Source organism: Senegalia massiliensis, from assembly GCF_900626135.1.
GTDB classification, from domain to species: Bacteria; Bacillota; Clostridia; order Tissierellales; family SIT17; genus Anaeromonas; species Anaeromonas massiliensis.
Window position 1 is genome coordinate 1,288,023 of sequence record NZ_LR130785.1, and the last position, 21,982, is coordinate 1,310,004.

Consider the following 21,982-nt stretch of genomic DNA (forward strand, 5'->3'; position numbering starts at 1 on the left):
TGGAGGGGTTTATTTAATTTAAATATAAGGAGATGATTTTTATGCCAATTGTAAATGTAGAACTTCAAGTATTACCACGTGTTGAAGAAAAAAGACTATATGATGTAGTAGACGAAGTTATAAAATACATTGATAGTTGTGGAGTTAAATATGAAGTAGGACCTATGGGTACTACAATGGAGGGAGAATTTGATGAGCTTATGAATATAGTAAAGAAAGCTCAAAATATTTGTGTAAGAGAAGGGGCTTCCAGAATATTATCGGTAGTTAAAATAGATTATAAACCAGAAGGTGTGACAATGAATGAAAAGGTGGGCAAATATAGAAAATAAAATAATACCAAGTATTTTCTTTTTATTCTTGTTATTTATATGGGAGATAGTAGTGAGAATTGGTATTGTAGAAAGATACATATTACCTTCTCCTATAGATATAATAACAGTATTTCCAGAGATAAACTCAGAAATATGGCCTCATATTTCTACCACCCTTCAAGAATCAGCTATTGGATTTATCATAGCTATAATATTAGGCATAGTGCTAGCAATTGTAATGGATAATGTAAAATTTATAAAAAAGGCAATCTATCCTATAGTTATAATTTCTCAAACTGTACCAATAATAGCTTTAGCACCACTTTTTGCAGCATGGTTTGGATTTGGAAAGTTACCTAAAATAATGGTAGTAATACTTGTTTGTTTTTTCCCAATATTAGTTAGCTTAATTCATGGACTTGAATCAGCAGATAAAGATTTAATTAATTTACTTAAGTCAATGGGAGCGAGTAAATTTCAAATATTTAAAGAGGTAAAGTTCCCAGCTTCTTTGGTAAGTTTTTTTTCAGGACTTAGAATTGCTGCAACATATAGTATTATGGGAGCAGTTATAGGAGAATGGCTTGGAGGGAAAAATGGTCTTGGTGTATATATGTTGAGAGTTAAGCATTCATTTGCATTAGATAAATTTTTTGCGATTATCATTATAATAGTTATTCTTAGCATGATATTATTTAAAATTATTAATTTATTACAGAATTATTTAATGCCTTGGGAAAAAGGAATAAATAAAAATTAAAAATGGAGTGATATAAATGAAAAAAATATTTTCTATATTTATAGTATTTTTATTAGTGTCATTAATTTTAGTAGGTTGTGGGAATAAAGAAAATAAAGAATCAAATGAAAATAAAGAATTAGAAAAAGTAACTGTAGTTTTAGATTGGGTACCCAATACAAATCATACAGGGTTATATGTAGCAAAAAATAAAGGATATTATGAAGAAGAAGGATTAGATGTTGAAATCATTCAACCATCTGAAGGTGGCACTGCAAATTTAATAGCAAATGAACAAGGTGATTTTGGAATTAGTTATCAAGAAGAAGTTACTTATGCTAGAACATCAGAAAACCCACTTCCTGTAAAAGCTATTTCAGCTGTAATACAAAATAATACTTCTGGATTTGCTTCTCTTAAAGAAGAGGGTATAACATCGCCCAAGAATTTTGAAGGTAAAAAATATGGTGGATTTGGAGCTCCTATGGAAGAAGCTATGATAAAAGGACTTATGGAAAAAGATAATTCAGATTTTTCAAAAGTAGAAATGGTTAATATAGGTAGTTTAGATTTCTTCACTGCTGTACAAGATCATGTAGATTTTACTTGGATTTATTATGGTTGGGATGGAGTAGCAGCAGAAGAAAAAGAAATAGATTTAAATTTTATTAAACTTCAAGATTTTGATGAGAATCTAAATTTTTATACTCCAGTTATAATTGCCAATGAAAAACTATTAAAAGATAAACCAGAACTTGCAGAAAAATTTCTAGAAGCTACAAGTAAAGGATATGAATATTCTATAGAAAATCCAAAAGATGCAGCAATGGAACTGTTAAAAGATAATCCAGAAATAGATGAAAATATAGCAATAGAAAGCCAGAAATATTTAGCAGGTGAATATAAAAAAGGTGCAGATAGATGGGGAGAAATGAAATCTGACATTTGGACAAATTATGCTAATTGGATGTATGAGAGAGAATTAATAGAAAATGAACTTAATGTAGAAGAGGCGTATACAAATGAGTTCTTACCAGAAAAATAAGATAGAATTAAAACATATTTCTAAGTCATTTGAAGATTTATTAATTGTAGATAATATTACTATAGAGTTAAAAGAAAAAGAATTTGTAACTATATTAGGACCAAGTGGTAGTGGTAAAAGTACGGTATTTAATATGATTTCAGGACTTATAAAACCTGATGAGGGAAATATTTATATAGAAGGTGAAGATTATACATCAAAAACTGGTAGAGTAAGTTATATGTATCAAAAAGATTTACTTATGCCTTGGAAAAATATAATTGATAATGTATCACTTCCTTTAGTATTAAAAGGTACAGGGAAAAAAGAGGCTAGGGAAATAGTAAAAGAATATTTTAATGTATTTGGATTAGCAGGTTTTGAATATAAATATCCTTATCAACTATCAGGAGGAATGAAACAACGTGCTTCACTTTTTAGAACATATATGTTTTCAGAAGATATAATACTACTAGATGAACCATTTGGAGGGCTTGATGCTATAACTAAATCTAAAATGCAAATATGGTTATTAGATGTATTAAAAGAATTAAAAGCTTCAATATTTTTTATTACACATGATGTAGAAGAAGCAATATTTTTATCAGATAGAATATATATATTATCTGAAAGACCAGCAAAAGTAAAAGAAGAAATAGTAATAGATTTACCACGACCAAGAAGTAAATCTATAGTTACAACAAACAAATTTAATAATATTAAAAAGTATATACTTGGTATATTATAGAGAGGTGTTTTTATGGCAGTATTTGATTTAGAAGCTAAAAGTTATGATAAATGGTATGATACTAAAATGGGAAATTTTGTAGATAGTATAGAAACTAAATGTGCATTTGAGTTGTTTAAACCATTTAAGGGAATGAAAGTTTTAGATATAGGGTGTGGGACAGGAAATTTTAGTATTAGATTAAAGGAATTAGGTTGTGAAGTAATAGGGATAGATATATCTGATGAAATGTTAAATATAGCTAGAAAAAAAGCTAAAGAAAAGAATTTAGATATTGAATTTTTAAATATGGATATATATAATTTAGAATTTGATAATGAAAGTTTTGATGCAGCATTTTCTATGGCAGCATTTGAATTTATTAAAGATACAAAAAAAGCTATGGATGAAATATTTAGAGTAGTTAAACCAAATGGACAAATACTTGTTGGCACTATAAATAAAGATAGTACTTGGGGAAGATTATATCTTTCAGAAGATTTCCAGAAAAATTCTGTATTCAAATATGCTAAATTTAAAACAATAGAAGATTTTATTTATATTCATTCTGATAATCTAGTAGAAACTAAAGAATGTTTATTTATACCTCCATGTACTGAAGAAAATAATATAAATATGGAAAAAGAAAAAGAATTATCCAAGAGTAAAAAAGGAGGTTTCATATGTGTCCTATGGAAAAAATAGCTTCATGTGAGATTTCTTTTACTCCCATTGGTAGCAGTGATTATTTAGATCATATTGAAAAAGTATTAGATATTATAAAGATGACAGGTTTAGAATATAGTATTGGAATTTTATCCACTACTATAAGAGGAAGTAAAAAAGAAATATTAAATTTAATAAATTCCATATATAATGAGCTAGATGATATTTGTGATTTCTCTATGGATATAAAGATTTCAAATATTTGTGGTTGTAAAAATTAGTTATTAAATATATCATATTAATATAAACTATAAAAGGAGTTGTATTTATGGGAATATTTGATAATCTATTAGGGAATGCTTCAGAAGCTAATATAGAAAAAATTGAAGAAGAGTTAATAGACATATTTGCAAATGGAGAACATGTTGAGAGAGCATTTAATATTTTTAGAGACTTATTTGTATTTACAAATAAAAGACTTATATTAATAGATAAGCAAGGCGTAAGTGGCAAGAAAACAGAATATCATTCTATACCATATAAGAGCATTACACATTTTAGTGTAGAAACAGCAGGTCATTTTGATATGGACTCAGAACTTAAGATATGGATTTCAGGTACAAGTACTCCTATTTCAAAACAGTTTGGTAAAAATAATAACATTAACAAAGTACAAAAAATACTTGCAGGATATGTATTAAATTAAAGTAAGAGCAAATTTGCTCTTACTTTAATAATATCTCTATAAAATAATCAATATTATATTTTAAAGTTATGAAAACCAAATTCCCTTTTGTTTTATTATCTAAGTCTATAAAATTATTCTTTAGGTCATTTATTAAATATTGAGGGATTTCTTTATCGCTACCATATAATAGAGCCGCTCGTATAATATCATTAGCTAACTTTTTAGAAATTTCATTTTCTTCTAATATACTTTCCATTTCTTTTATAAACTTTTTTTGATTACTTGGTATATATTTTTCAATAATTTCATTATTATTAGTTTTATAAGTAATTTCTATATTTTTCTCATTTAAATTAATATTTAAAATATCTATTTCTTTTAAATCATCTGTATTTATATATAAAGAATCATTTATATCTTTAAGTCCTAAACTATTTAATAATAATTTGGGTAGTGGTAATTTACCTATTTTAAAATTTGAAGCTTTAAAATTAATTTTATCATTTTGTAAATTTACACCAAAATCCATAGTGATTATAAAAGGTAAGTTCTTAAAGGAAGTTTTTGCAACTATTTTTTCGGTTTTTAAATGTAAATATATGTTTTTTATTTCTTTATCATTAGATATACTTGAATTTAACTTTTCTACTAATCTTTTAGCTAATAATCCATTTACTTCTTTTTCATTGAAATTAACAGTGTTTTTATCATAAATATCTAAATTTGATTGAAATACAACCCTATCTATTAAGAATTCTTTATTTAATTTATCACTAGATATTATTTCTTCATTTGAAAAAATAAGGGTTATTATCAAAATAATTAGTATAAGTAGTATAAATAAAAACCATTTTAAGTATTTCATAAGACACCTCCAATTCAATAATTTATACCCAATATTTTTAATTAATATAAGATATTTTTACAATTACATAGTCAATACTATATAATAATAATATAAAGTTATAAAGGAGAATAAAAATGGGTACAAAATCATTATATTCAAAAAGTGAAGAAATAACTAATGCTATACTACATGGAATAGGATTAGGATTTTCAATAGCAGCACTTACTCTTCTAGTAGTATTAGCTTCAATATATGGTGAGGTATGGCATGTAGTAAGTTTTGCTATATATGGTGCTACACTTGTAATATTATACTTATCATCAACTCTTTATCATAGTTTTCCAGCAGGAAGTGTTAAAAATGTTTTTCAAATATTTGATCATGCATCTATATATTTACTTATAGCAGGTACTTATACACCACTTACTCTTATTCCACTAAGAGGAAAGTTAGGCTGGACTTTATTTGGTATAGTTTGGGGAATAGCTATTGTAGGAATAATATTTAAAATATTTTTTGTAAAGAGATTTATGATATTATCTTTACTATTATATTTGGGAATGGGATGGTTAGTTGTTATAGCAATTAAACCTCTTATTGATACAATAAGTTTAAAAAGTATAATATTTTTAATTGCAGGTGGTTTGTCGTATACTATTGGAACAATATTTTTTGCAAATAAAAAAATAAAGTTTAATCATGCTATATGGCATTTATTTGTACTAGGTGGAAGTATATGTCATTTTTTCACTATATTATTTTTATTACCAAGTTTAAACGTATAAAAACAAATGAGGGTTATAAATGAAAAGAATAAAAAATATATGGAAACCAGAAAATTTTCAAGGTAAATATAGAGAAAAAGAATATTTTGAAGGTTGGTATTTTAAAATAGTAGACAAAAGTGGAGAAAATAGACTTGCACTAATACCTGGAATTTCAATTGAATCTAAAGATAAAAGACATAGTTTCATTCAAATAAATGATGGAAATAGTAACAAAGCTTATTATATAAAGTATTCCTATGATGACTTTATTTATGAAGAAGATGAATTTTATGTGAAGATAGGAAATAATGTTTTTAGTAAAGAAAAAATTATATTAGATATAGATTATAAAGGTTTAAAGTTAAAAGGGACATTAGAATTTAATAATATATTTGAATGGCCAGTTAAAATCTTTTCTCCAGGTGCAATGGGATGGTATAGATTTTTACCTTTTATGGAATGTTATCATGGAGTAGTTAGTATGAATCATGATATTATAGGTAATCTGACTATAAATTCAAAAGATATTGATTTTTATAAAGGTAAGGGATATATAGAAAAAGATTGGGGGACTTCATTTCCTAAATCATGGATATGGGCTCAATCTAACCATTTTTCCCAAGAAAATAATTCTATATTTATATCTATTGCAAATATTCCTTTTTTAGGTAGAGAATTTAATGGGTTTTTAATTGGATTATTATATGATAAAAAATTATATAGATTTACTACTTACACAGGTGCAAAAATTGATAAATTAAAATATTATGATAGAAATATAGAAATTTCAGTAAGCGAGTCTAAATATATTTTAAATTTAAATATAATTAAAAACAATACTACTAGGCTTATATCACCTAAAAATGGGAACATGAATGGAACAGTTGAAGAAAGCCTAACATCTTATATAGATGTAGAATTGAAAGATAAAAATAATAACATTATTTTTAAAGATACAGGAAAAAATTCAGGGTTTGAAGTAAAAGGAAGATTAATATAAATTTATTTTTAATCATATCATAAAGTAAAGAATTAAAATGGGGTGTGAATCTTGAAATATGATATGCCAATAAAGTTAAGAAAAATTATTAAAGATAAAATATTTATAAGAAACAACAAAGGATGCTCTAGTTCTCAAGTATTCTTATTGAAAGATAAGAACAATGAGCAAGATTATTTTCTGAAAATTGCTTTAGATAACAACTTTTCTTATCTTAAATCAGAGAGTGTAAAGCTAAATTGGTTAAAGGGAAAGCTACCTGTTCCACATGTACACTATTATGAAAAGGCAAATGGATATGAATATTTACTTTTAACTCAGATACCTGGTAAAGATGCATTAACTCAGGACATATTAAAAAAACCATATGTTTTAGTGGAAAAAGTAGCTAATGGATTAAGAACAATACATAATATAGATATATCTGATTGTAATTTTAATGAAACTATAGAAGATAAATTAAAATTAATTAAAAATATGTATAGTGAAAATAGAATTCCCAAAATTTATAGATTCCTGTTGCAATCTAAACCTAAAAAGGAAGATTTAGTATTTACTCATGGAGATTATTGTTTTCCAAATATAATTATAAATAACAACGATATATCTGGGTTTATTGACTTGGGAAGATCTGGAATAGGTGATAGGTATGTGGATCTTTCGGTCATAATTAAAAGTATAGTATTAAATTATAGAAATTATGATATATTAAAATTATTTTTAGAAGAATATGGACTTTTAAATGTGGATTACGAAAGATTAGAATATTATTCTCATATAGATAAATTAATAAACTAGATATAATAAAAGACTTGTGTTTCTTACTAACAAGTCTTTTATTATATGGTATAATAGAACTAACGTTCTTTATCTTTAAATATGGAGGTTTGAAATGAAAGGCAAGACACATTTAATAGTAGGATTAGCAGCTGGGGTTACAATTGCCTTATATAGAGAAGTAGAAAGTATTTCTTTAGTTATTCTTGGAACATCAATAGGTTCATTAATGCCTGATATTGATCATCCAAAGAGTAAAATTAATCAGAAACTACTCCAACATAAAAATAAATCATATAAAATTTTATTTTATACTTTGGTAGGAATTGCTTTGTTGTATATTTATAGTTTAAATAATAATTCTTTATTTTTGCTTGGTGGAACTATAACTATTTTAATTGGAGTATCTAAACATAGAGGTTTCACACATAGTTTATTAGGAATATTTCTTTTTATAAAATTAGGAAAAGATTTAACCTTAGAATTTGGGTATAAAGAATTATACTTAGGGTTTTATATTGGATATTTATTTCATCTGATAGCAGACTTTTTTACTAAGGGAGGAATAGAATTACTTTATCCTTTTAGTGAAAATTTTTCATTTCCTTTACCAATTAAAACTGGTGGAACTATAGAAAATATTGTAGCATTCATTTTATTAATATATTCCTTTTATAGTATTTTAAAATATTTTAATTTTATTATTTTTTAAGAAGGAAAATGGATTTATTTATAGAATTATATTATTTAAAAGAGGGGATTATATTGGCGATTATAAAAATTACTGAAGTTGTGCCTGGGATGATATTAAATAAAGATGTATACATACCTAAAAAAAATGCTATAGCTTTATCAGCAGGGGCCATATTATCAAAAGCACATATAAATAGGTTGAAAAAATTAAATGTAAATAGAATCAATGTATTAGTAGAAAATAAACATCTAAATAATAAAAGTAAAAGAGATAGATTTTTTGAAAATCATAATAAGTTAAAATATAAATTAGAACTATTATTTAATCAAATTAGAATAGGAAAGAAATTTTTGATTAGTGATATAGATCATGAAGTATGTGAAATGATAAAATCCATATCAACTAATAATAATATATTGTCAAGATTAAGGCAGTTAGATGATAGTGGTAGTTATTTAATTAATCACTCTGTTAATGTCAGTTTATTAGCATCCACGATTGGTAAATTACTAGGGTATTCAAGTGATAAATTAAAAAATTTATTAATAACAGGTATTTTTCATGATGTAGGTATGTTAAAAGTCCCAGAAAAAATAATGAATAAGCCAGGACCTTTAAGCGAAGAAGAATTTATTGTAATAATTAATCATACAATAAATAGCTATAAGATATTAAAGGGAATTAATAATATAAATTCAGAGGTATTATATGGAGTACTTGAACATCATGAAAGAGAAGATGGTAGTGGTTATCCATTAGGGCTTAAATCTAATCAAATACATGAGTTTGGTAAAATTATAGCAATTGCAGATGTATTTCATGCTATGACAACTGATAAAATATATAGGAAGAGAAAATCTCCTTTTATTGCTGCAGAAGAAATGCTTTATAATAGCTTTGGTATATTAGATGGTGAGATCACTACTACTTTCTTAAATAATATTTCTAAGTTTTATATAGGAAATATTGTAAGATTAAATGACGGTTCAATTGGAGAAATAATATATACAAATAAAGCAATTCCTACACGACCTGTAGTAAATATAAATGGTAATTTTGTAGATCTTCTTAAAAACAAAGAATATGAAATTATAGACATCATAGATTAAAATAACCTTTATTGTGATATGAATCACAGATAGAGTTTAGGGTATGTATTATGATATAGATAAAGAAAAAACAGGGAGGTTTTATGATGTCAATGTTTTGTTATCAATGTCAAGAGGCAGCAAAAAATGTAGGATGTACTGTAAGAGGTGTTTGTGGTAAAACCAGCACAGTAGCAAATTTACAAGACCTTTTAATATACACATTAAAAGGGATATCTGAAATAGTTGTAAAAGGAGATTTATCTGTAAGTGAATTAGGTTATGTTAACAATAAGATGCTAAATGGTTTATTTGTAACAATAACTAATGCTAATTTTGATGAAGATTCAATAGTTAAAGAAATAGAAAAAATGATTGAAATAAGAGATGAATTAAGAAGAAAAGTAGAAGTAAGTGAATTACATGATTCAGCTACTTTTAAAGTTAATGGAAAAGAAGACATGATTAAAAAAGGTGAAAATGTAGGAGTTCTTGACACGGAAAATGAAGATGTAAGATCTTTAAGAGAATTAATTACTTATGGCTTAAAAGGTATGGCAGCATATACTGACCATGCTGTTAATTTAGGAAAATCAGATGATGAAATATGTGAATTTATATATAAGGCACTTCAAGCTACATTAGATGATAGTTTATCAGCTGATGAATTGGTAGCTTTAACAATGGAAACAGGGAATTTTGGAGTAAAATCAATGGCATTACTTGATGAAGCTAATACTTCAACTTACGGAAACCCTGAAATAACAGAGGTGAATATTGGAACAAGAAACAATCCTGCTATATTAGTATCAGGACATGATTTAAAAGATTTTGAACAATTACTTGAGCAAACAAAAGATTCTGGTGTAGATGTTTATACACATAGTGAAATGTTACCAGCAAATTATTACCCAGCATTTAAGAAGTACGATCATTTTGTAGGTAACTATGGTAACTCATGGTGGAAGCAATTGACTGAATTTGAAAGTTTTAATGGTCCTATATTATTTACAACAAATTGTATAGTTCCACCTAGAAAAGAAGAAATAAGAAATAGAATATTTACAACAGGAGCTTCAGGATATCCAGGTTGCACACATATAGAATCAGATGAAAATGGTAAAAAAGACTTTTCAGAAATAATAGAAATGGCTAAGAGACTGGATCCTCCAACAGAGATTGAGACTGGATCAATAGTAGGTGGATTTGCACATAATCAAGTTATGGAACTTGCTGATAAAGTAGTAGATGCTGTTAAATCAGGTGCTATTAAGAGATTCTTTGTAATGGCAGGTTGTGATGGAAGAATGAAATCAAGAGATTATTATACAGACTTTGCAGATAAACTTCCAAAAGATACAGTTATTCTTACAGCTGGATGTGCAAAATACAGATATAATAAATTACAACTTGGTGATATAGGAGGAATTCCTAGAGTGCTTGATGCAGGACAATGTAATGATTCATATTCATTAGCTGTTATAGCAATGAAACTTAAAGAAGTATTTGAATTAGAAGATATAAATGAATTACCAATATCATATAATATTGCATGGTATGAGCAAAAAGCAGTAATAGTATTATTAGCTCTACTTGCATTAGGGGTAAAAGATATTCATTTAGGACCAACATTACCAGCTTTCCTTTCACCAAATGTAGCTAATGTATTAGTTGAAAAATTTGGTATAGCTCCAAATGGAGAAGTTGAAAGTGATATTGAAATGTTCATGAGTGAAGGACAAACTGCATAATATAAACATAAAAATAAAGAGTGAAATTAATTTCACTCTTTATTTTTATGTTATTTTTTATAAATCTTATGATTTAAATTACCTTCATTATTAATGTATTCATATCTAAATGAAGCATTCGCATTTTCTACAAAATTACTATTCCAAAGAGATCTTAAATTATGAAATATTTCAGTATTACCGCCAACTTTTTCCCAATATTTTTTATGAAGGCAATTTGTAATCTGCCACTCTATTTCTTTTTCAGTTGAGTTTATTATATTATTGGCATTATCACAAGGCATACCATCTAATATATAATTATTTAGCGATTTGTAAATTTCTATAGCATTATTTATTGGATATTTTTCTTTTGAATTTATGCCGCATTCTCTGCCTTGTTTTTTATATTCATTTTCAATAAGTTCTATAGCTTCACCAGGAAATTTATCTAATACAGTAGTGATGAAATCTGCAAATCTTGTTTCAGCAATATTAATTCTTTCTTGTAACCACCCATGAATATTATTTGTATCTATAAGTTCTTCTAGGGGATTATCATCTATTAAACTTCCATGAGAGTCAATAAAATATGAATGTGTTTGTTCTATTTCTAGACCATATTTGTCTTCTAAACTTTCTACAATATTTTTTTCTAATTTTTCATGTAATTTTATTTTATTGAATAGCCAATGGTGAATTGGACCTAAAAATCTACTCATAAAAATACCTCCTTTTATATCTAGTATAATTATACCCATAAAAAAGTAATAAATAAGTGATTTGTATCACATTCATAATATATAATACTTAAATAAATATATATAATGTGATAAAATTAGAAAATGAATGAAAGGAGAGTTAATATTGAAATATAATATAATAATATTTGATGCTGATATGACACTTTTTGACTTTGAAAAAGCAGAAAAATATGCCCTTGAAAATTCAATTAGTTATTTTAATTATATATATAGTGAGAAAGAACATTTACCTATGTATAAAACACATAATAAATCAGTATGGGATGAATTTGAAGATGGTAAAATATCAGCACAAGATCTGAAAACAGAAAGGTTTAGAAGGTTTTTTAAAGAAACAAATATAAAAATTAACCCTAATGAATTTAGTGATAAATATATGGATTTTTTAAAAGAAAGTTCCTTTCTTTTAAAAGGAGCAAAAGAATTAATAGAAGAAATACATACTGATTTTAGACTAGTAATAATTACAAATGGATTATCAAAAGTTCAAAATATGAGAATAAGAAATTCAGAGATAGCTAATTATTTTGAAGAAATAATAATATCTGAAGATGTAGGAGTTAAAAAACCTGACTCAGAAATATTTAAATTGACTTTAGATAGGATAAATCATACTAAAAAGGAAGATGTAATAATAGTTGGAGATAGTTTAAGATCAGATATTAAAGGTGGTTTAAATTTCGGTATTGATACTCTTTGGTATAATCCAAATAATAATAAAAACAATACAGAAATAAAACCTAAATATGAAGCTCATGATTTCTTAGAACTAAAAAAAATAATATACAAACAAAAATAATAAGCTTTTTAGCTTATTATTTTTGTTAATATTAAACTAAGTATTGATATTATAAGAAATAAAATACTACAATCATAAAGAGCTTTTAAACCAGTTGAAGTAAAAGATTTTATATTCACCTTTAATCCCATTGCAACCATTGCCATAAGTATAAAAAAACTACTTAGTTTTTTAAAAATTAATATTAGATCAATCCTTAAGTTACTTATAAGAAATTGAGTAGGAAATATATTATATACGTTATTTATAGTAAAAAATGCTCCTACTAATATAAATAATAATACATATATAGGGAAACTGACCTTTTTTCTATCTCCAGATTTAGAATTATTAAATACAATACCTAAAATGATTGCTACAGGAGCTAAGAGTGTTACTCTTGCCATTTTTACAATAGTTCCTATTTCTATGCTTATACTATCTGCACCTCTTGCACCAGCTCCAGCTAAAGCATGAGCAACTCCTTGAAGAGAACTGCCAGCCCATATACCATATTCTAAATCAGATAAAGGCAATACAAAAGAAAGTGAAGAATAAACAAATACACCAATTGCACCAAGTAGACTTATTATAGCAACAGATATGGCAATGTCTTCTTCATCTGAGTCAATGACAGGTCCCATAGCTACTATTGCAGAAGCACCACAAATTGATGAACCAACGCCTAGAAGTGTAGATAATTTTTTATTTAAACCAAAATATCTTCCAATTAAATTTGCAAGTAAAAGAGAAGAGGTTACTATTGTTATAACTAAAATAAGTATCATAGGTCCTAATTGAATTACAGCACTGAAATTTAAATTAACACCTAATAATATAATACCCCATTTCAAGATTTTTTTTAATGAATAAGTTATGCCAGCATCTAGTTCTTTACTATATCCTATTGTATTAGTAATTATTATTCCTAAAATTATTCCGATGGTTAATGTTTCAATAAAACCTAACAAATATGCATTAAGTATCATAGAAACTATAGATATAGAAATAACAAAAGAGAGGCCTTTCCATAATTTTTTCATTTTATTCCTCCTTAAGTTTAGATTTCAATAAGTATGTTACATCAATAGTATTATTATTTCAACAATAAATATTTTATTTTTCGTATCATTTCATAATTTAATTTATTATTAATTTATGAAATTTGTCGAAATTATTATTATCATACTGTTATAATAATGGTAGTATTTCAATTGCAAATAAAATTAAATTTAAATAAAGGATTTTAGGGGAAAATATCGAATATATGTTCTAAAGGAAGGTGGAAAAATGAGTATTAGTTTTATTCATACAGGAGATGTCCATATTGGCATGAAATTTACTACAAGTAAATTAGATCATGATACAAGTAAAAATAAAAGAATTGAAATAATAGATACTTTTTTAAAGATAGTTAAAAGATGTAAAAGTAAAAAAATAGATTTCTTACTTATAGCAGGAGATCTATTTGAAGATGAATTATGTACTATAGCGGACTTAAAAATTATAAATGATAGTTTTAAAGATATAAAAAATACAAAAATAATTATGATAACTGGAAATCATGATTATTTGAATGATAAATCTTTATATAACTTAATTGATTGGAATAAAAATGTATATATAATCAAAGAGAAAAATTTGAGTAAATTATCATTTGAAGAATACAATACTGATATTTGGGGTCTTAGTTGGTATGAAAGAGAAAAATCAGCACAAAGATTTAAAGATATCAAATTGAATAAAGATAGAAATAATATATTATTACTTCATGGAGATATAATAGATAAAAAATCAAAATATATGCCAATAGATAAAAATCATCTAAAAAATTTAGACTTTGATTATATAGGCCTAGGGCATATACACAAGCATCAATGTATATCTAATAATATTTGCTATTGTGGAAGCCCAGAACCTTTAGATTTTGGTGAAACAGGTGATCATGGGATCATTGAAGGGCTAATAGATAAAAATGGCTTAGAAACAAAGTTTATACCATTATCTAATAGAAGATATCATATAAAAAGATTAAATATAAATGAAGATATGACTTATAATGAAATATTAGATAATGTAATTAATGTAGGTGATAATGAAGTATTACAAAAAGATTTCTTTAGGATAATTTTAAATGGATTTATAGACAAAGATATAAAGCCTAAAATAAAAGAATTAGAATATAAATTAAAAGATAAATTTTATTTTATAAAAATAATAGATAATACAAAAGAAAATTATGATTTAGAAGGTTTATTAAAAGATAATGAAGAAAATATTATTGGCAGATATATAATGGAAATGAAAGATAAAGGTTTAGAAGATGAAACTATAACTAATGCATTAACTATAGGGTTAGAAGAATTATTAAGAGAGAAGGGTATATAATGAATATAAGTGAATTAAATATTCTTTCTTTTGGGAAGTTTAACAATAAAAAAATTATATTGAAACCAGGTTTAAATATAGTTTATGGTGAGAATGAAGCAGGAAAGAGTACTATACATAAATTTATTGAATCAATGCTTTTTGGATTTGTTAAGTCATATACAAAAACAAAAAGATATAATAAGGATTATGAAAAGTATTTTCCATGGAATGATAGTAAATATCAAGGAATATTAAAATACTGTTATAATAATGATTTATTTAGAGTAGAACGCAATTTTATAAAAGGTAATGATGATGTAAAAATCTTTGATGAAAGAACAGGCGAAAATATAAGTGGAATGTTTGAATATAATCCTATTTCCAGAACAATAGAACCTAGTAGTCTTCATTTTGGAATAAATAAAATTATATATAAAAATACTATAAGTATTTCACAGCTTAAAAGTAAGACTGAAGATAGATTTTCTAAAGAAGTAAAAGATAACTTAATAAATCTAGGAGGCAGTTTAGATAACGAAATATCAATAAAAAAAGTATTAGAAAGATTAGAAAAAAGATTAAATGATATAGGGACTAAAAATAGGCTTAGGACTTCTCCTTATGGGAATCTAATTAGAGAGGTTAATGATTTAGATATAGAAAGAGAAAAGGCCTATAAATTATTTTCTGATACTAAAGAATTTCAACTAGAGTTAAAAGAAAAAAAGAATATATTAGATGAACTATATAAGAAAAAAGAAAAGTTAGAAGAGGATATTTATAAACATAATTGTAAAGAATTAAATGTGAAATATGAAAAAGCAAATAAATTATTAGAAGAAATAGATATTCTTCATAAAAACTCTTATAAGATTAAAAAATATAAAGATATTAAAATAGAAGATTATGGCGAAATAATAAAATATGAAAATACTATAGATACAATAAAAGAAAATATAGAAAGAATAAATAAAAACATCTTAGATATAAAAGAAAAGTTAAATTCTATAAATGATCAAATTAAAGAATATGAATTAAATAGTAATTTAAATACTAATACAGAAAAATTAAAAGAAAACAAAAATTTTAAAAACTCTCTTATGCTTACTAAAACATTTTTTATAATATTTTTAGTTTGTTTAATTTTTTCTTTAACTCTAGGATTTTTATTAGATAATAAATTTTTTATTATGTCATTTATATTTATAATAATAAATTTTTATCTTAATATTAAAATTAAGAACAAGCAAAGTGTTATTAGTGATAATAATAATTTAATTAATATATACAATAGAGAAAAAGATTTACAAAGAGAAGAATTAAGAGAAGATGAAAGGTTTTTACAAAATCAGCTAGTAGAAAAAAATGTTGAACTAGAAAGGCTTAAAGCAAAATTAAACAATGAAAATATGGGTATTAAATTTATATTAGATAAAAATAAATTTGAAAATCCTGAAGAGTTAAAAAAAGGTATAGAAAAGAAGAGAAAATTTGAAAATATAATACATGAAATAAATTATAAAAGAGAGATATTAAGTAGTATATTATATAATAAAACTTTTGAAGAATTAGAAGAAGAAGTAAAAAGGTGTTCTGATATTGATATAAATAATCTGTATTTAGAAGATAATTCTTTAATGGAAAAATTATCGGAATTGAATAATGTTATTATTGAAAAAGATAAAGAGATTTCTAATTTAGAAGAAAAAATAAAAACTATGCATTCCTTATTTCGTCCAATTCAAGAAATTGAAGAACAAATCTATACAAAAAAACAAAAAATATTAAAATGTGAAAATGAAATTAAATCTATAGAAATTGCTAAAGAAACAATTGAAAAGATATCTAAAAGTATTCATAGGGAGTTTGCTCCTAAACTTAACAAAGAAGTATCTGATATTATATCTACAATTACAAAAGGTAAATATAAAGACATAAAGATAACAGAAAACTTAGAGACTAAAATTGTTGCTAAGGATGACGTGTTAATTGATATAGAGAATTTAAGTTATGGAACTATAGATCAGATATATTTTTCTCTTAGATTTGGCATCATTGATATAATAAAAAAAGATAAGAAGATACCATTAATATTAGATGACTGTTTTATACAATATGATGATATAAGGCTGGATTCTATATTAGATTTTATTTATGAACAATCAAAACAAAGACAAGTTATACTATTTACTTGTCAAACACGAGAGAAAAATATATTGAAAAACAAAGGATATAATTTTAATTATATTGAAATTTAACAGAGGTGAAAAAATGGCTGTATATGCAATTGCAGATTTACACTTAGATCCTATTGGTGATAAGCCTATGGATGTTTTTGATTCTAAGTGGGAAGATCATGAAAGAAAAATATTTTACAATTGGAACAAAAGAATAAAAGATAATGATATAGTACTTTTAGCTGGAGATATAAGCTGGGGACTAAAATTAAAAGAAGCAGAAATTGACTTAAAAAAGATTGTTAACCTTCCAGGTTACAAAATAATTTCCAAAGGAAATCATGATTATTGGTGGGAAACTAAGTCAAAATTGAATAAATTACAACTTGATAGTATTCATTTTTTATTCAATGATGGATATAAGTATAATAACGTAGGAATTGCTGGAACAAGAGGTTGGATTTCTAAAGATAGTGATGAGTTTCAAGATAAAGATAAAAAAATATTTGAAAGAGAACTTAATAGACTTACATTATCATTGGAATGTATTAAAGAAATGCCAGTAAAGATAGTTATGATTCATTATCCTCCTTTTAATATATCTGGTAAACCTAATGAATTTGTAGAAATTATGAAAAAATATAATGTGGATATATGTGTTTATGGTCATCTTCATGGAGAAGGACATAAACACATAAAAGAAGGAATAATTGATGGAATAGAATTTAGATGTATAGCAAGTGATTATATAAATTTTATCCCTATAAAAATATTAGATTAGAGGTGATTTTTTGACTAAAGAGCTTGAAGTAAAAGTTTTAGGTGTAGACAAACAAAAAATGATAAATAAGTTAGAAAAAATGGGTGCTAAAAAAATAAAAGATGAAAAACAAAAAAACATAATATTAGATACTAAAGATAAAAAAATAGAAAATGAATATAATGGATATTTAAGAATAAGAACAACAAATCATAACATTAATAATAACTGTGTAGAAAAGGTAACCTTAAAAACAATATTATCTGACAAAGAATATAGGGAAAATAAAGAAATTGAAGTGAGAATAGATAATAGTGAAAATATGTTTGAAATATTTGAAATGTTAGGTCTTGTAACAAATTATATTGGGTATAAAGAAAGAATTTCATATGAGTTTCAAGGTATTTTATTTGAAATTGATACTTGGGATAAAGATACTTATCCAGAAACTTATATGGAAATAGAAATAAAAAACAAGAAAGATTTAGATAGAGCAATAGAATTATTAGAATTAGATAAAAGTCAAATAACTACTAAGTCAATTACTGAGTTGAGACGTGATGCAGGATTAGAGTAAGTTCCTCACTTTTATTTTATAAAATGCATATCATAATTATATGAAATTCATATAAGAATAGAGGTGTGTATTTTGAATAAAAATTATAGAAATGAAGTAAAAATGATAAGAAATATTAAAAGATATTTTCCAGAAAACCAACAGGTAACTTTGTCAAAAGTAGAAGATGCATTCGAAATTTTAGACAAGATAAATAGAATTAGACTGAATAGATACGATGGTATAATAGAGGCCAAAGCAGATTTACCGACTATTGATAGAATAGAAATGATATTAACAGAAATTGGTGAATATAGTGGAGGTGAAAGTAAAGAACTAGTTTCAAAATTAGTAAATACTAAAAGAAATATATATAAAACTAAAGATAATATAAAAGCTCATAATAATTCATTTAGATATGAAACTACTGACAAATTAGAATCAGCTATATCTTTTATGAATTGTTTCAAACCTATTCTTAGGGAAGATATGAATAGTAAAATTACAAAAATAGAAAAGGTTATAAATTTATTAACTACATCTAAGGAGTGATATTTTGAAAATTGGTTTGTGTCAAATGAGAGTAGGAGAAAATAAAGATATTAATTTAGTTAAAGCACAGAAAATGATTAAAGAAGCATCAGAATTAGGTGCTGATATAATAATTTTGCCAGAAATGTTTAATTGTCCATATGATATAAGATATTTTGAAGAATATAGTGAAGAAGAGAAAAATAGTAAAACATTAAAAATGATTTCAGATCTTGCCATTCAATTTAAAAAATACATAGTGGCAGGTTCTATTCCTGAAAAGGATAATGGAAAGATATATAATACTAGTTATGTATTTGATAAAAAGGGACAAATTATAGCAAAACATAGAAAAATACACTTATTTGATATTAATATTAAAAATGGAGCCAAATTTAAAGAATCAGATGTATTAAGTAGAGGTGATAAATTTACTGTATTTGATACTGAATATTGTAAGATAGGACTTCAAATTTGTTATGATATTCGTTTTCCAGAATTATCAAGACTGATGGTAGATAAAGGAGCTAAAATAATAATTACTCCAGCTGCATTTAACATGACTACAGGACCGGCACATTGGAAAGATTTATTTAAAGTGAGAGCACTAGATAATCAAGTTTATACTATTGGATGTAGTGGTGCATTAAATGATGAACTTTCCTATGATTCTTATGGACATTCATTAATTGTAGATCCTTGGGGGGATATAGTAGATAATTTAGAATTTGAAGAAGGAATTATTGTTGAGAAAATAGATTTAAATAAAATTAAAGATATTAGAATGCAGCTACCTCTATTACAACATAGAAGAAAGGACTTATATAACATATTAGAAAAATAGGATCAAGTAAATACTTGATCCTATTTTTTATTTTTCAGTTTCATTTCTATCTCTAAATAAAAGTGAGATACAGTATAAACCTGCAAGTCCTACTAATCCATATACTATTCTACTTAAAAAAGCTGATTGACCACCAAATAATGAAGCGACTAAATCAAATTGAAATAATGCAATCAGTCCCCAATTAAGTGCTCCAACAATAACTAAAATCAAAGCCAATCTATCCATACTTATAACCTCCTAATAAACTAAATTTGTATATGAATAGTATTACTAGCTTTTCAAATATTATACATTTAGTTAATTTTATTTTTTGAGAATGTAACTAAATAAGTTAATTTGAATATTATAAAGTAGATAATAAAAAAATCAAGTAAAAGGTGATAAATATGTATTATAATACAAACAATTATGGATATGGATATAATACTTCTTATGCAAGAATATTACATGCATCTCCAGATGCTCCTGGTGTTGATGTATATTTAAACAACACATTAATTGCACAAAATTTAACTTATGAAAATTTCACTGAATATTTACCATTAATGAATGGTAGATATAATGTTCAAGTTTTTGCTACAGGAACCAGGTCAAACCCAGTTATAGATACGGTTATAAATATAATGCCTAATTCTGATTATACTATTGCAGCCACTGGCTTTTTAAAGGATATACAACCATTAGTTATAAATGATACCTCTTATAATATTCCTCCTAATATGTCACAAGTGAAATTTGTTCATTTAGTACCTGATGCACCTAAAGTAGATGTAACTCTATCAGATGGAAAAAAATTATTTGAAAATATTGGTTTCAGAGAAGTTAGTAAAAAAATATTAGTTGATCCTGGTAGATATACATTACAAGTTAGAATAGCTGGAACAGATGATGTAGTTTTAACTGTTCCAAATGTAATTTTAAATCCAAATCAGTATTATACTGTATATGCTGTAGGAACTGTAAAAGGTAATAAACCATTACAAGCTATTATAGCTTTAGATAAAGCATCATATTAAATGCAAAATAAGGATAATCAATTATTGATTATCCTTATTTTGCATTTGTGACATAAAAGCCATTGCCATTTCTAGACCTTTTACAAGTTCTTCATATATTTTATCTTTGCATTCTTCTTCTTTTCCTTCTTGAACTGTTATTCTACAAACATTCTTACCTATTTCTAATTTTTTAAAATCATCATTTAAAATAGATTTTAAACCTTCTAATATCATTTTTTTACTCTCTTTTTCATGTAAGAAAGTTTGATAACTATTTTGAACAGCTAAAAGAATTCTTTTCTCTTCATCTAATTTGACATATTTTACAAATTGGTTTATTGTATTCATATATTCACCACCTTATAGAATTTACTTTACAATAAAAAAATAAAATAATCAATATATTATATAAATTATTAAAATAAATTCTTGACAATTACGAATACATGTTCTATTCTTTTATTAAGAGGAGTTGGACAAGGATATGAAGAAAAACTTTAACTTAGAAAATATAAGTGATGATTTGGCAGTTCAGATGTGGGGGGAGCTACTAGAAAAACATACAATAACAAAAGGAGTAATTTACTATCATTGTAAAGATTATGATGGTATTATATTCAATGATAAAGAATTTAACTTAGATCCTAAAATCAAAAGAAATATAAATCCAATGGTAATCATTGAAATATATAATTATAGAGGTAAAAAGTATGTAATAGAAAGAACTAATAATAAGGAAAAAATACCACAAAAGTTAAAAAATAAATTTGAGAATAAACGATGTGATGATTCGATTTCTATATATGCATTGACTGAAGGATCTGTAAAATTACTTAAATATTACCATAGAAATATAATTAAAAATATTTATAAGAAAGAAATAGAACCTAAAGTTAAAAAATATAAATCAATAAATGGATTTATAAATAGTGAAATAAGAGATGCAATAAAATATTTAGCATTAAATGAGCCTGAATTTATAAAAAAGAAAGATAAAGATTTAGCTAGAAAAATTATAGAAAAAAAGTTAGATGAAGAATTAAAGAGAATTAAAAATTTAAACCTAAAAGACGAAGAAAATTTAATAATAGATAGATATAAACAAAGAAAGGATCTAATAAAGTGATATAGCTTAACTCT

General features: G+C 25.0%; 27 protein-coding genes. 22 read left to right on the top strand and 5 right to left on the bottom strand.

Going from position 1 to position 21,982, the window contains the following annotated elements:
- Positions 1-41 precede the first annotated feature (41 nt).
- Genes E0D94_RS06240 through E0D94_RS06270 form a run of 7 tightly spaced genes read left to right on the top strand, consistent with a single transcriptional unit; the run spans position 42 to position 4,176 of the window.
- Positions 42-332, top strand: coding sequence for a thiamine-binding protein (locus E0D94_RS06240; protein ID WP_130806423.1), 291 nt, complete (start codon positions 42-44; stop codon positions 330-332).
- Positions 304-1,074, top strand: a complete 771-nt coding sequence (locus E0D94_RS06245; RefSeq protein WP_130806424.1) for an ABC transporter permease — start codon at positions 304-306, stop codon at positions 1,072-1,074. The genes E0D94_RS06240 and E0D94_RS06245 overlap by 29 nt, the downstream gene beginning before the upstream one ends.
- A 16-nt stretch (positions 1,075-1,090) precedes the next feature.
- Positions 1,091-2,098: an ABC transporter substrate-binding protein gene (locus tag E0D94_RS06250; RefSeq protein ID WP_130806425.1), complete on the top strand. Its 1,008-nt coding sequence runs from the start codon at positions 1,091-1,093 to the stop codon at positions 2,096-2,098.
- Complete coding sequence (locus tag E0D94_RS06255) at positions 2,076-2,825, top strand: ABC transporter ATP-binding protein (protein ID WP_130806426.1); 750 nt, start codon at positions 2,076-2,078, stop codon at positions 2,823-2,825. The genes E0D94_RS06250 and E0D94_RS06255 overlap by 23 nt, the downstream gene beginning before the upstream one ends.
- Before the next feature lie 12 nt (positions 2,826-2,837).
- Entirely contained in the window at positions 2,838-3,509 is a 672-nt protein-coding gene (locus tag E0D94_RS06260) for a class I SAM-dependent methyltransferase (RefSeq protein WP_130806427.1), read from the top strand.
- Positions 3,497-3,751, top strand: a complete 255-nt coding sequence (locus tag E0D94_RS06265) for a YkoF family thiamine/hydroxymethylpyrimidine-binding protein (RefSeq protein WP_165442886.1) — start codon at positions 3,497-3,499, stop codon at positions 3,749-3,751. The genes E0D94_RS06260 and E0D94_RS06265 overlap by 13 nt, the downstream gene beginning before the upstream one ends.
- A 47-nt stretch (positions 3,752-3,798) precedes the next feature.
- The gene (locus tag E0D94_RS06270; RefSeq protein WP_130806429.1) at positions 3,799-4,176 is read left to right on the top strand and encodes a PH domain-containing protein; all 378 of its coding nucleotides are present in this window, start codon (positions 3,799-3,801) and stop codon (positions 4,174-4,176) included.
- A 19-nt stretch (positions 4,177-4,195) separates the two neighbouring features.
- On the opposite strand, the gene E0D94_RS06275 is transcribed toward E0D94_RS06270, so the two are convergent.
- The gene (locus E0D94_RS06275; protein WP_130806430.1) at positions 4,196-5,023 is read right to left on the bottom strand and encodes a hypothetical protein; all 828 of its coding nucleotides are present in this window, start codon (positions 5,021-5,023) and stop codon (positions 4,196-4,198) included.
- A 116-nt stretch (positions 5,024-5,139) separates the two neighbouring features.
- On the opposite strand from E0D94_RS06275, the gene trhA reads away from it, so the two are divergent.
- From trhA to hcp, 6 genes are all read left to right on the top strand, one after another.
- Positions 5,140-5,790, top strand: a complete 651-nt coding sequence (trhA, locus tag E0D94_RS06280; protein ID WP_130806431.1) for a PAQR family membrane homeostasis protein TrhA — start codon at positions 5,140-5,142, stop codon at positions 5,788-5,790.
- Positions 5,791-5,809: 19 nt separating this feature from the next.
- Positions 5,810-6,772 carry a tocopherol cyclase family protein gene (locus E0D94_RS06285; RefSeq protein WP_207289657.1) on the top strand — a complete coding sequence of 321 codons (963 nt, stop codon included), beginning with the start codon at positions 5,810-5,812 and terminating at the stop codon, positions 6,770-6,772.
- Between the two features lie 51 nt (positions 6,773-6,823).
- Positions 6,824-7,570, top strand: coding sequence for an APH(3') family aminoglycoside O-phosphotransferase (locus tag E0D94_RS06290; RefSeq protein ID WP_130806432.1), 747 nt, complete (start codon positions 6,824-6,826; stop codon positions 7,568-7,570).
- Positions 7,571-7,664: 94 nt separating this feature from the next.
- Positions 7,665-8,261, top strand: coding sequence for a metal-dependent hydrolase (locus E0D94_RS06295; RefSeq protein WP_130806433.1), 597 nt, complete (start codon positions 7,665-7,667; stop codon positions 8,259-8,261).
- Between the two features lie 53 nt (positions 8,262-8,314).
- The gene (locus E0D94_RS06300; RefSeq protein WP_165442887.1) at positions 8,315-9,352 is read left to right on the top strand and encodes an HD-GYP domain-containing protein; all 1,038 of its coding nucleotides are present in this window, start codon (positions 8,315-8,317) and stop codon (positions 9,350-9,352) included.
- Between the two features lie 86 nt (positions 9,353-9,438).
- Positions 9,439-11,082, top strand: a complete 1,644-nt coding sequence (gene hcp, locus E0D94_RS06305; protein WP_130806435.1) for a hydroxylamine reductase — start codon at positions 9,439-9,441, stop codon at positions 11,080-11,082.
- Between the two features lie 50 nt (positions 11,083-11,132).
- Here hcp and E0D94_RS06310 read toward each other — a convergent pair whose 3' ends face one another.
- Complete coding sequence (locus E0D94_RS06310) at positions 11,133-11,783, bottom strand: hypothetical protein (protein WP_130806436.1); 651 nt, start codon at positions 11,781-11,783, stop codon at positions 11,133-11,135.
- Positions 11,784-11,928: 145 nt separating this feature from the next.
- Between E0D94_RS06310 and E0D94_RS06315 the strand changes: the two genes are divergently transcribed.
- Entirely contained in the window at positions 11,929-12,624 is a 696-nt protein-coding gene (locus tag E0D94_RS06315) for a YjjG family noncanonical pyrimidine nucleotidase (protein ID WP_130806437.1), read from the top strand.
- Positions 12,625-12,632: 8 nt separating this feature from the next.
- On the opposite strand, the gene E0D94_RS06320 is transcribed toward E0D94_RS06315, so the two are convergent.
- A complete protein-coding gene (locus E0D94_RS06320; protein ID WP_130806438.1) occupies positions 12,633-13,646 on the bottom strand; it encodes a YeiH family protein in 1,014 nt (337 codons plus the stop codon).
- A 247-nt stretch (positions 13,647-13,893) separates the two neighbouring features.
- On the opposite strand from E0D94_RS06320, the gene E0D94_RS06325 reads away from it, so the two are divergent.
- The 6 genes from E0D94_RS06325 to E0D94_RS06350 all read left to right on the top strand — a co-directional run bounded on the left by E0D94_RS06325 (position 13,894) and on the right by E0D94_RS06350 (position 19,841).
- Entirely contained in the window at positions 13,894-14,991 is a 1,098-nt protein-coding gene (locus E0D94_RS06325; RefSeq protein ID WP_130806439.1) for a metallophosphoesterase family protein, read from the top strand.
- On the top strand, positions 14,991-17,231 hold the full coding sequence (locus tag E0D94_RS06330; RefSeq protein ID WP_130806440.1) for an ATP-binding protein: 2,241 nt from the start codon (positions 14,991-14,993) through the stop codon (positions 17,229-17,231). Before E0D94_RS06325 ends, E0D94_RS06330 begins: the two co-directional genes overlap by 1 nt.
- Positions 17,221-17,931, top strand: coding sequence for a metallophosphoesterase (locus E0D94_RS06335; RefSeq protein ID WP_341274561.1), 711 nt, complete (start codon positions 17,221-17,223; stop codon positions 17,929-17,931). The genes E0D94_RS06330 and E0D94_RS06335 overlap by 11 nt, the downstream gene beginning before the upstream one ends.
- A 10-nt stretch (positions 17,932-17,941) precedes the next feature.
- Entirely contained in the window at positions 17,942-18,487 is a 546-nt protein-coding gene (locus E0D94_RS06340) for a class IV adenylate cyclase (protein WP_130806442.1), read from the top strand.
- 72 nt (positions 18,488-18,559) lie between these two features.
- Positions 18,560-19,018 carry a hypothetical protein gene (locus tag E0D94_RS06345; protein ID WP_130806443.1) on the top strand — a complete coding sequence of 153 codons (459 nt, stop codon included), beginning with the start codon at positions 18,560-18,562 and terminating at the stop codon, positions 19,016-19,018.
- Between the two features lies 1 nt (position 19,019).
- Complete coding sequence (locus E0D94_RS06350; RefSeq protein ID WP_278044695.1) at positions 19,020-19,841, top strand: carbon-nitrogen hydrolase family protein; 822 nt, start codon at positions 19,020-19,022, stop codon at positions 19,839-19,841.
- A gap of 27 nt (positions 19,842-19,868) precedes the next feature.
- On the opposite strand, the gene E0D94_RS06355 is transcribed toward E0D94_RS06350, so the two are convergent.
- Entirely contained in the window at positions 19,869-20,069 is a 201-nt protein-coding gene (locus tag E0D94_RS06355) for a DUF378 domain-containing protein (RefSeq protein WP_130806444.1), read from the bottom strand.
- Between the two features lie 161 nt (positions 20,070-20,230).
- Between E0D94_RS06355 and E0D94_RS06360 the strand changes: the two genes are divergently transcribed.
- Entirely contained in the window at positions 20,231-20,860 is a 630-nt protein-coding gene (locus E0D94_RS06360) for a DUF4397 domain-containing protein (protein ID WP_130806445.1), read from the top strand.
- Between the two features lie 21 nt (positions 20,861-20,881).
- Here the strand turns inward: E0D94_RS06360 and E0D94_RS06365 are convergent, their stop codons facing one another.
- Complete coding sequence (locus tag E0D94_RS06365) at positions 20,882-21,190, bottom strand: hypothetical protein (RefSeq protein WP_130806446.1); 309 nt, start codon at positions 21,188-21,190, stop codon at positions 20,882-20,884.
- A 136-nt stretch (positions 21,191-21,326) separates the two neighbouring features.
- Here E0D94_RS06365 and E0D94_RS06370 point away from each other — a divergent pair, with 136 nt between their 5' ends.
- The gene (locus E0D94_RS06370; protein WP_130806447.1) at positions 21,327-21,968 is read left to right on the top strand and encodes a hypothetical protein; all 642 of its coding nucleotides are present in this window, start codon (positions 21,327-21,329) and stop codon (positions 21,966-21,968) included.
- Positions 21,969-21,982 lie beyond the last annotated feature (14 nt).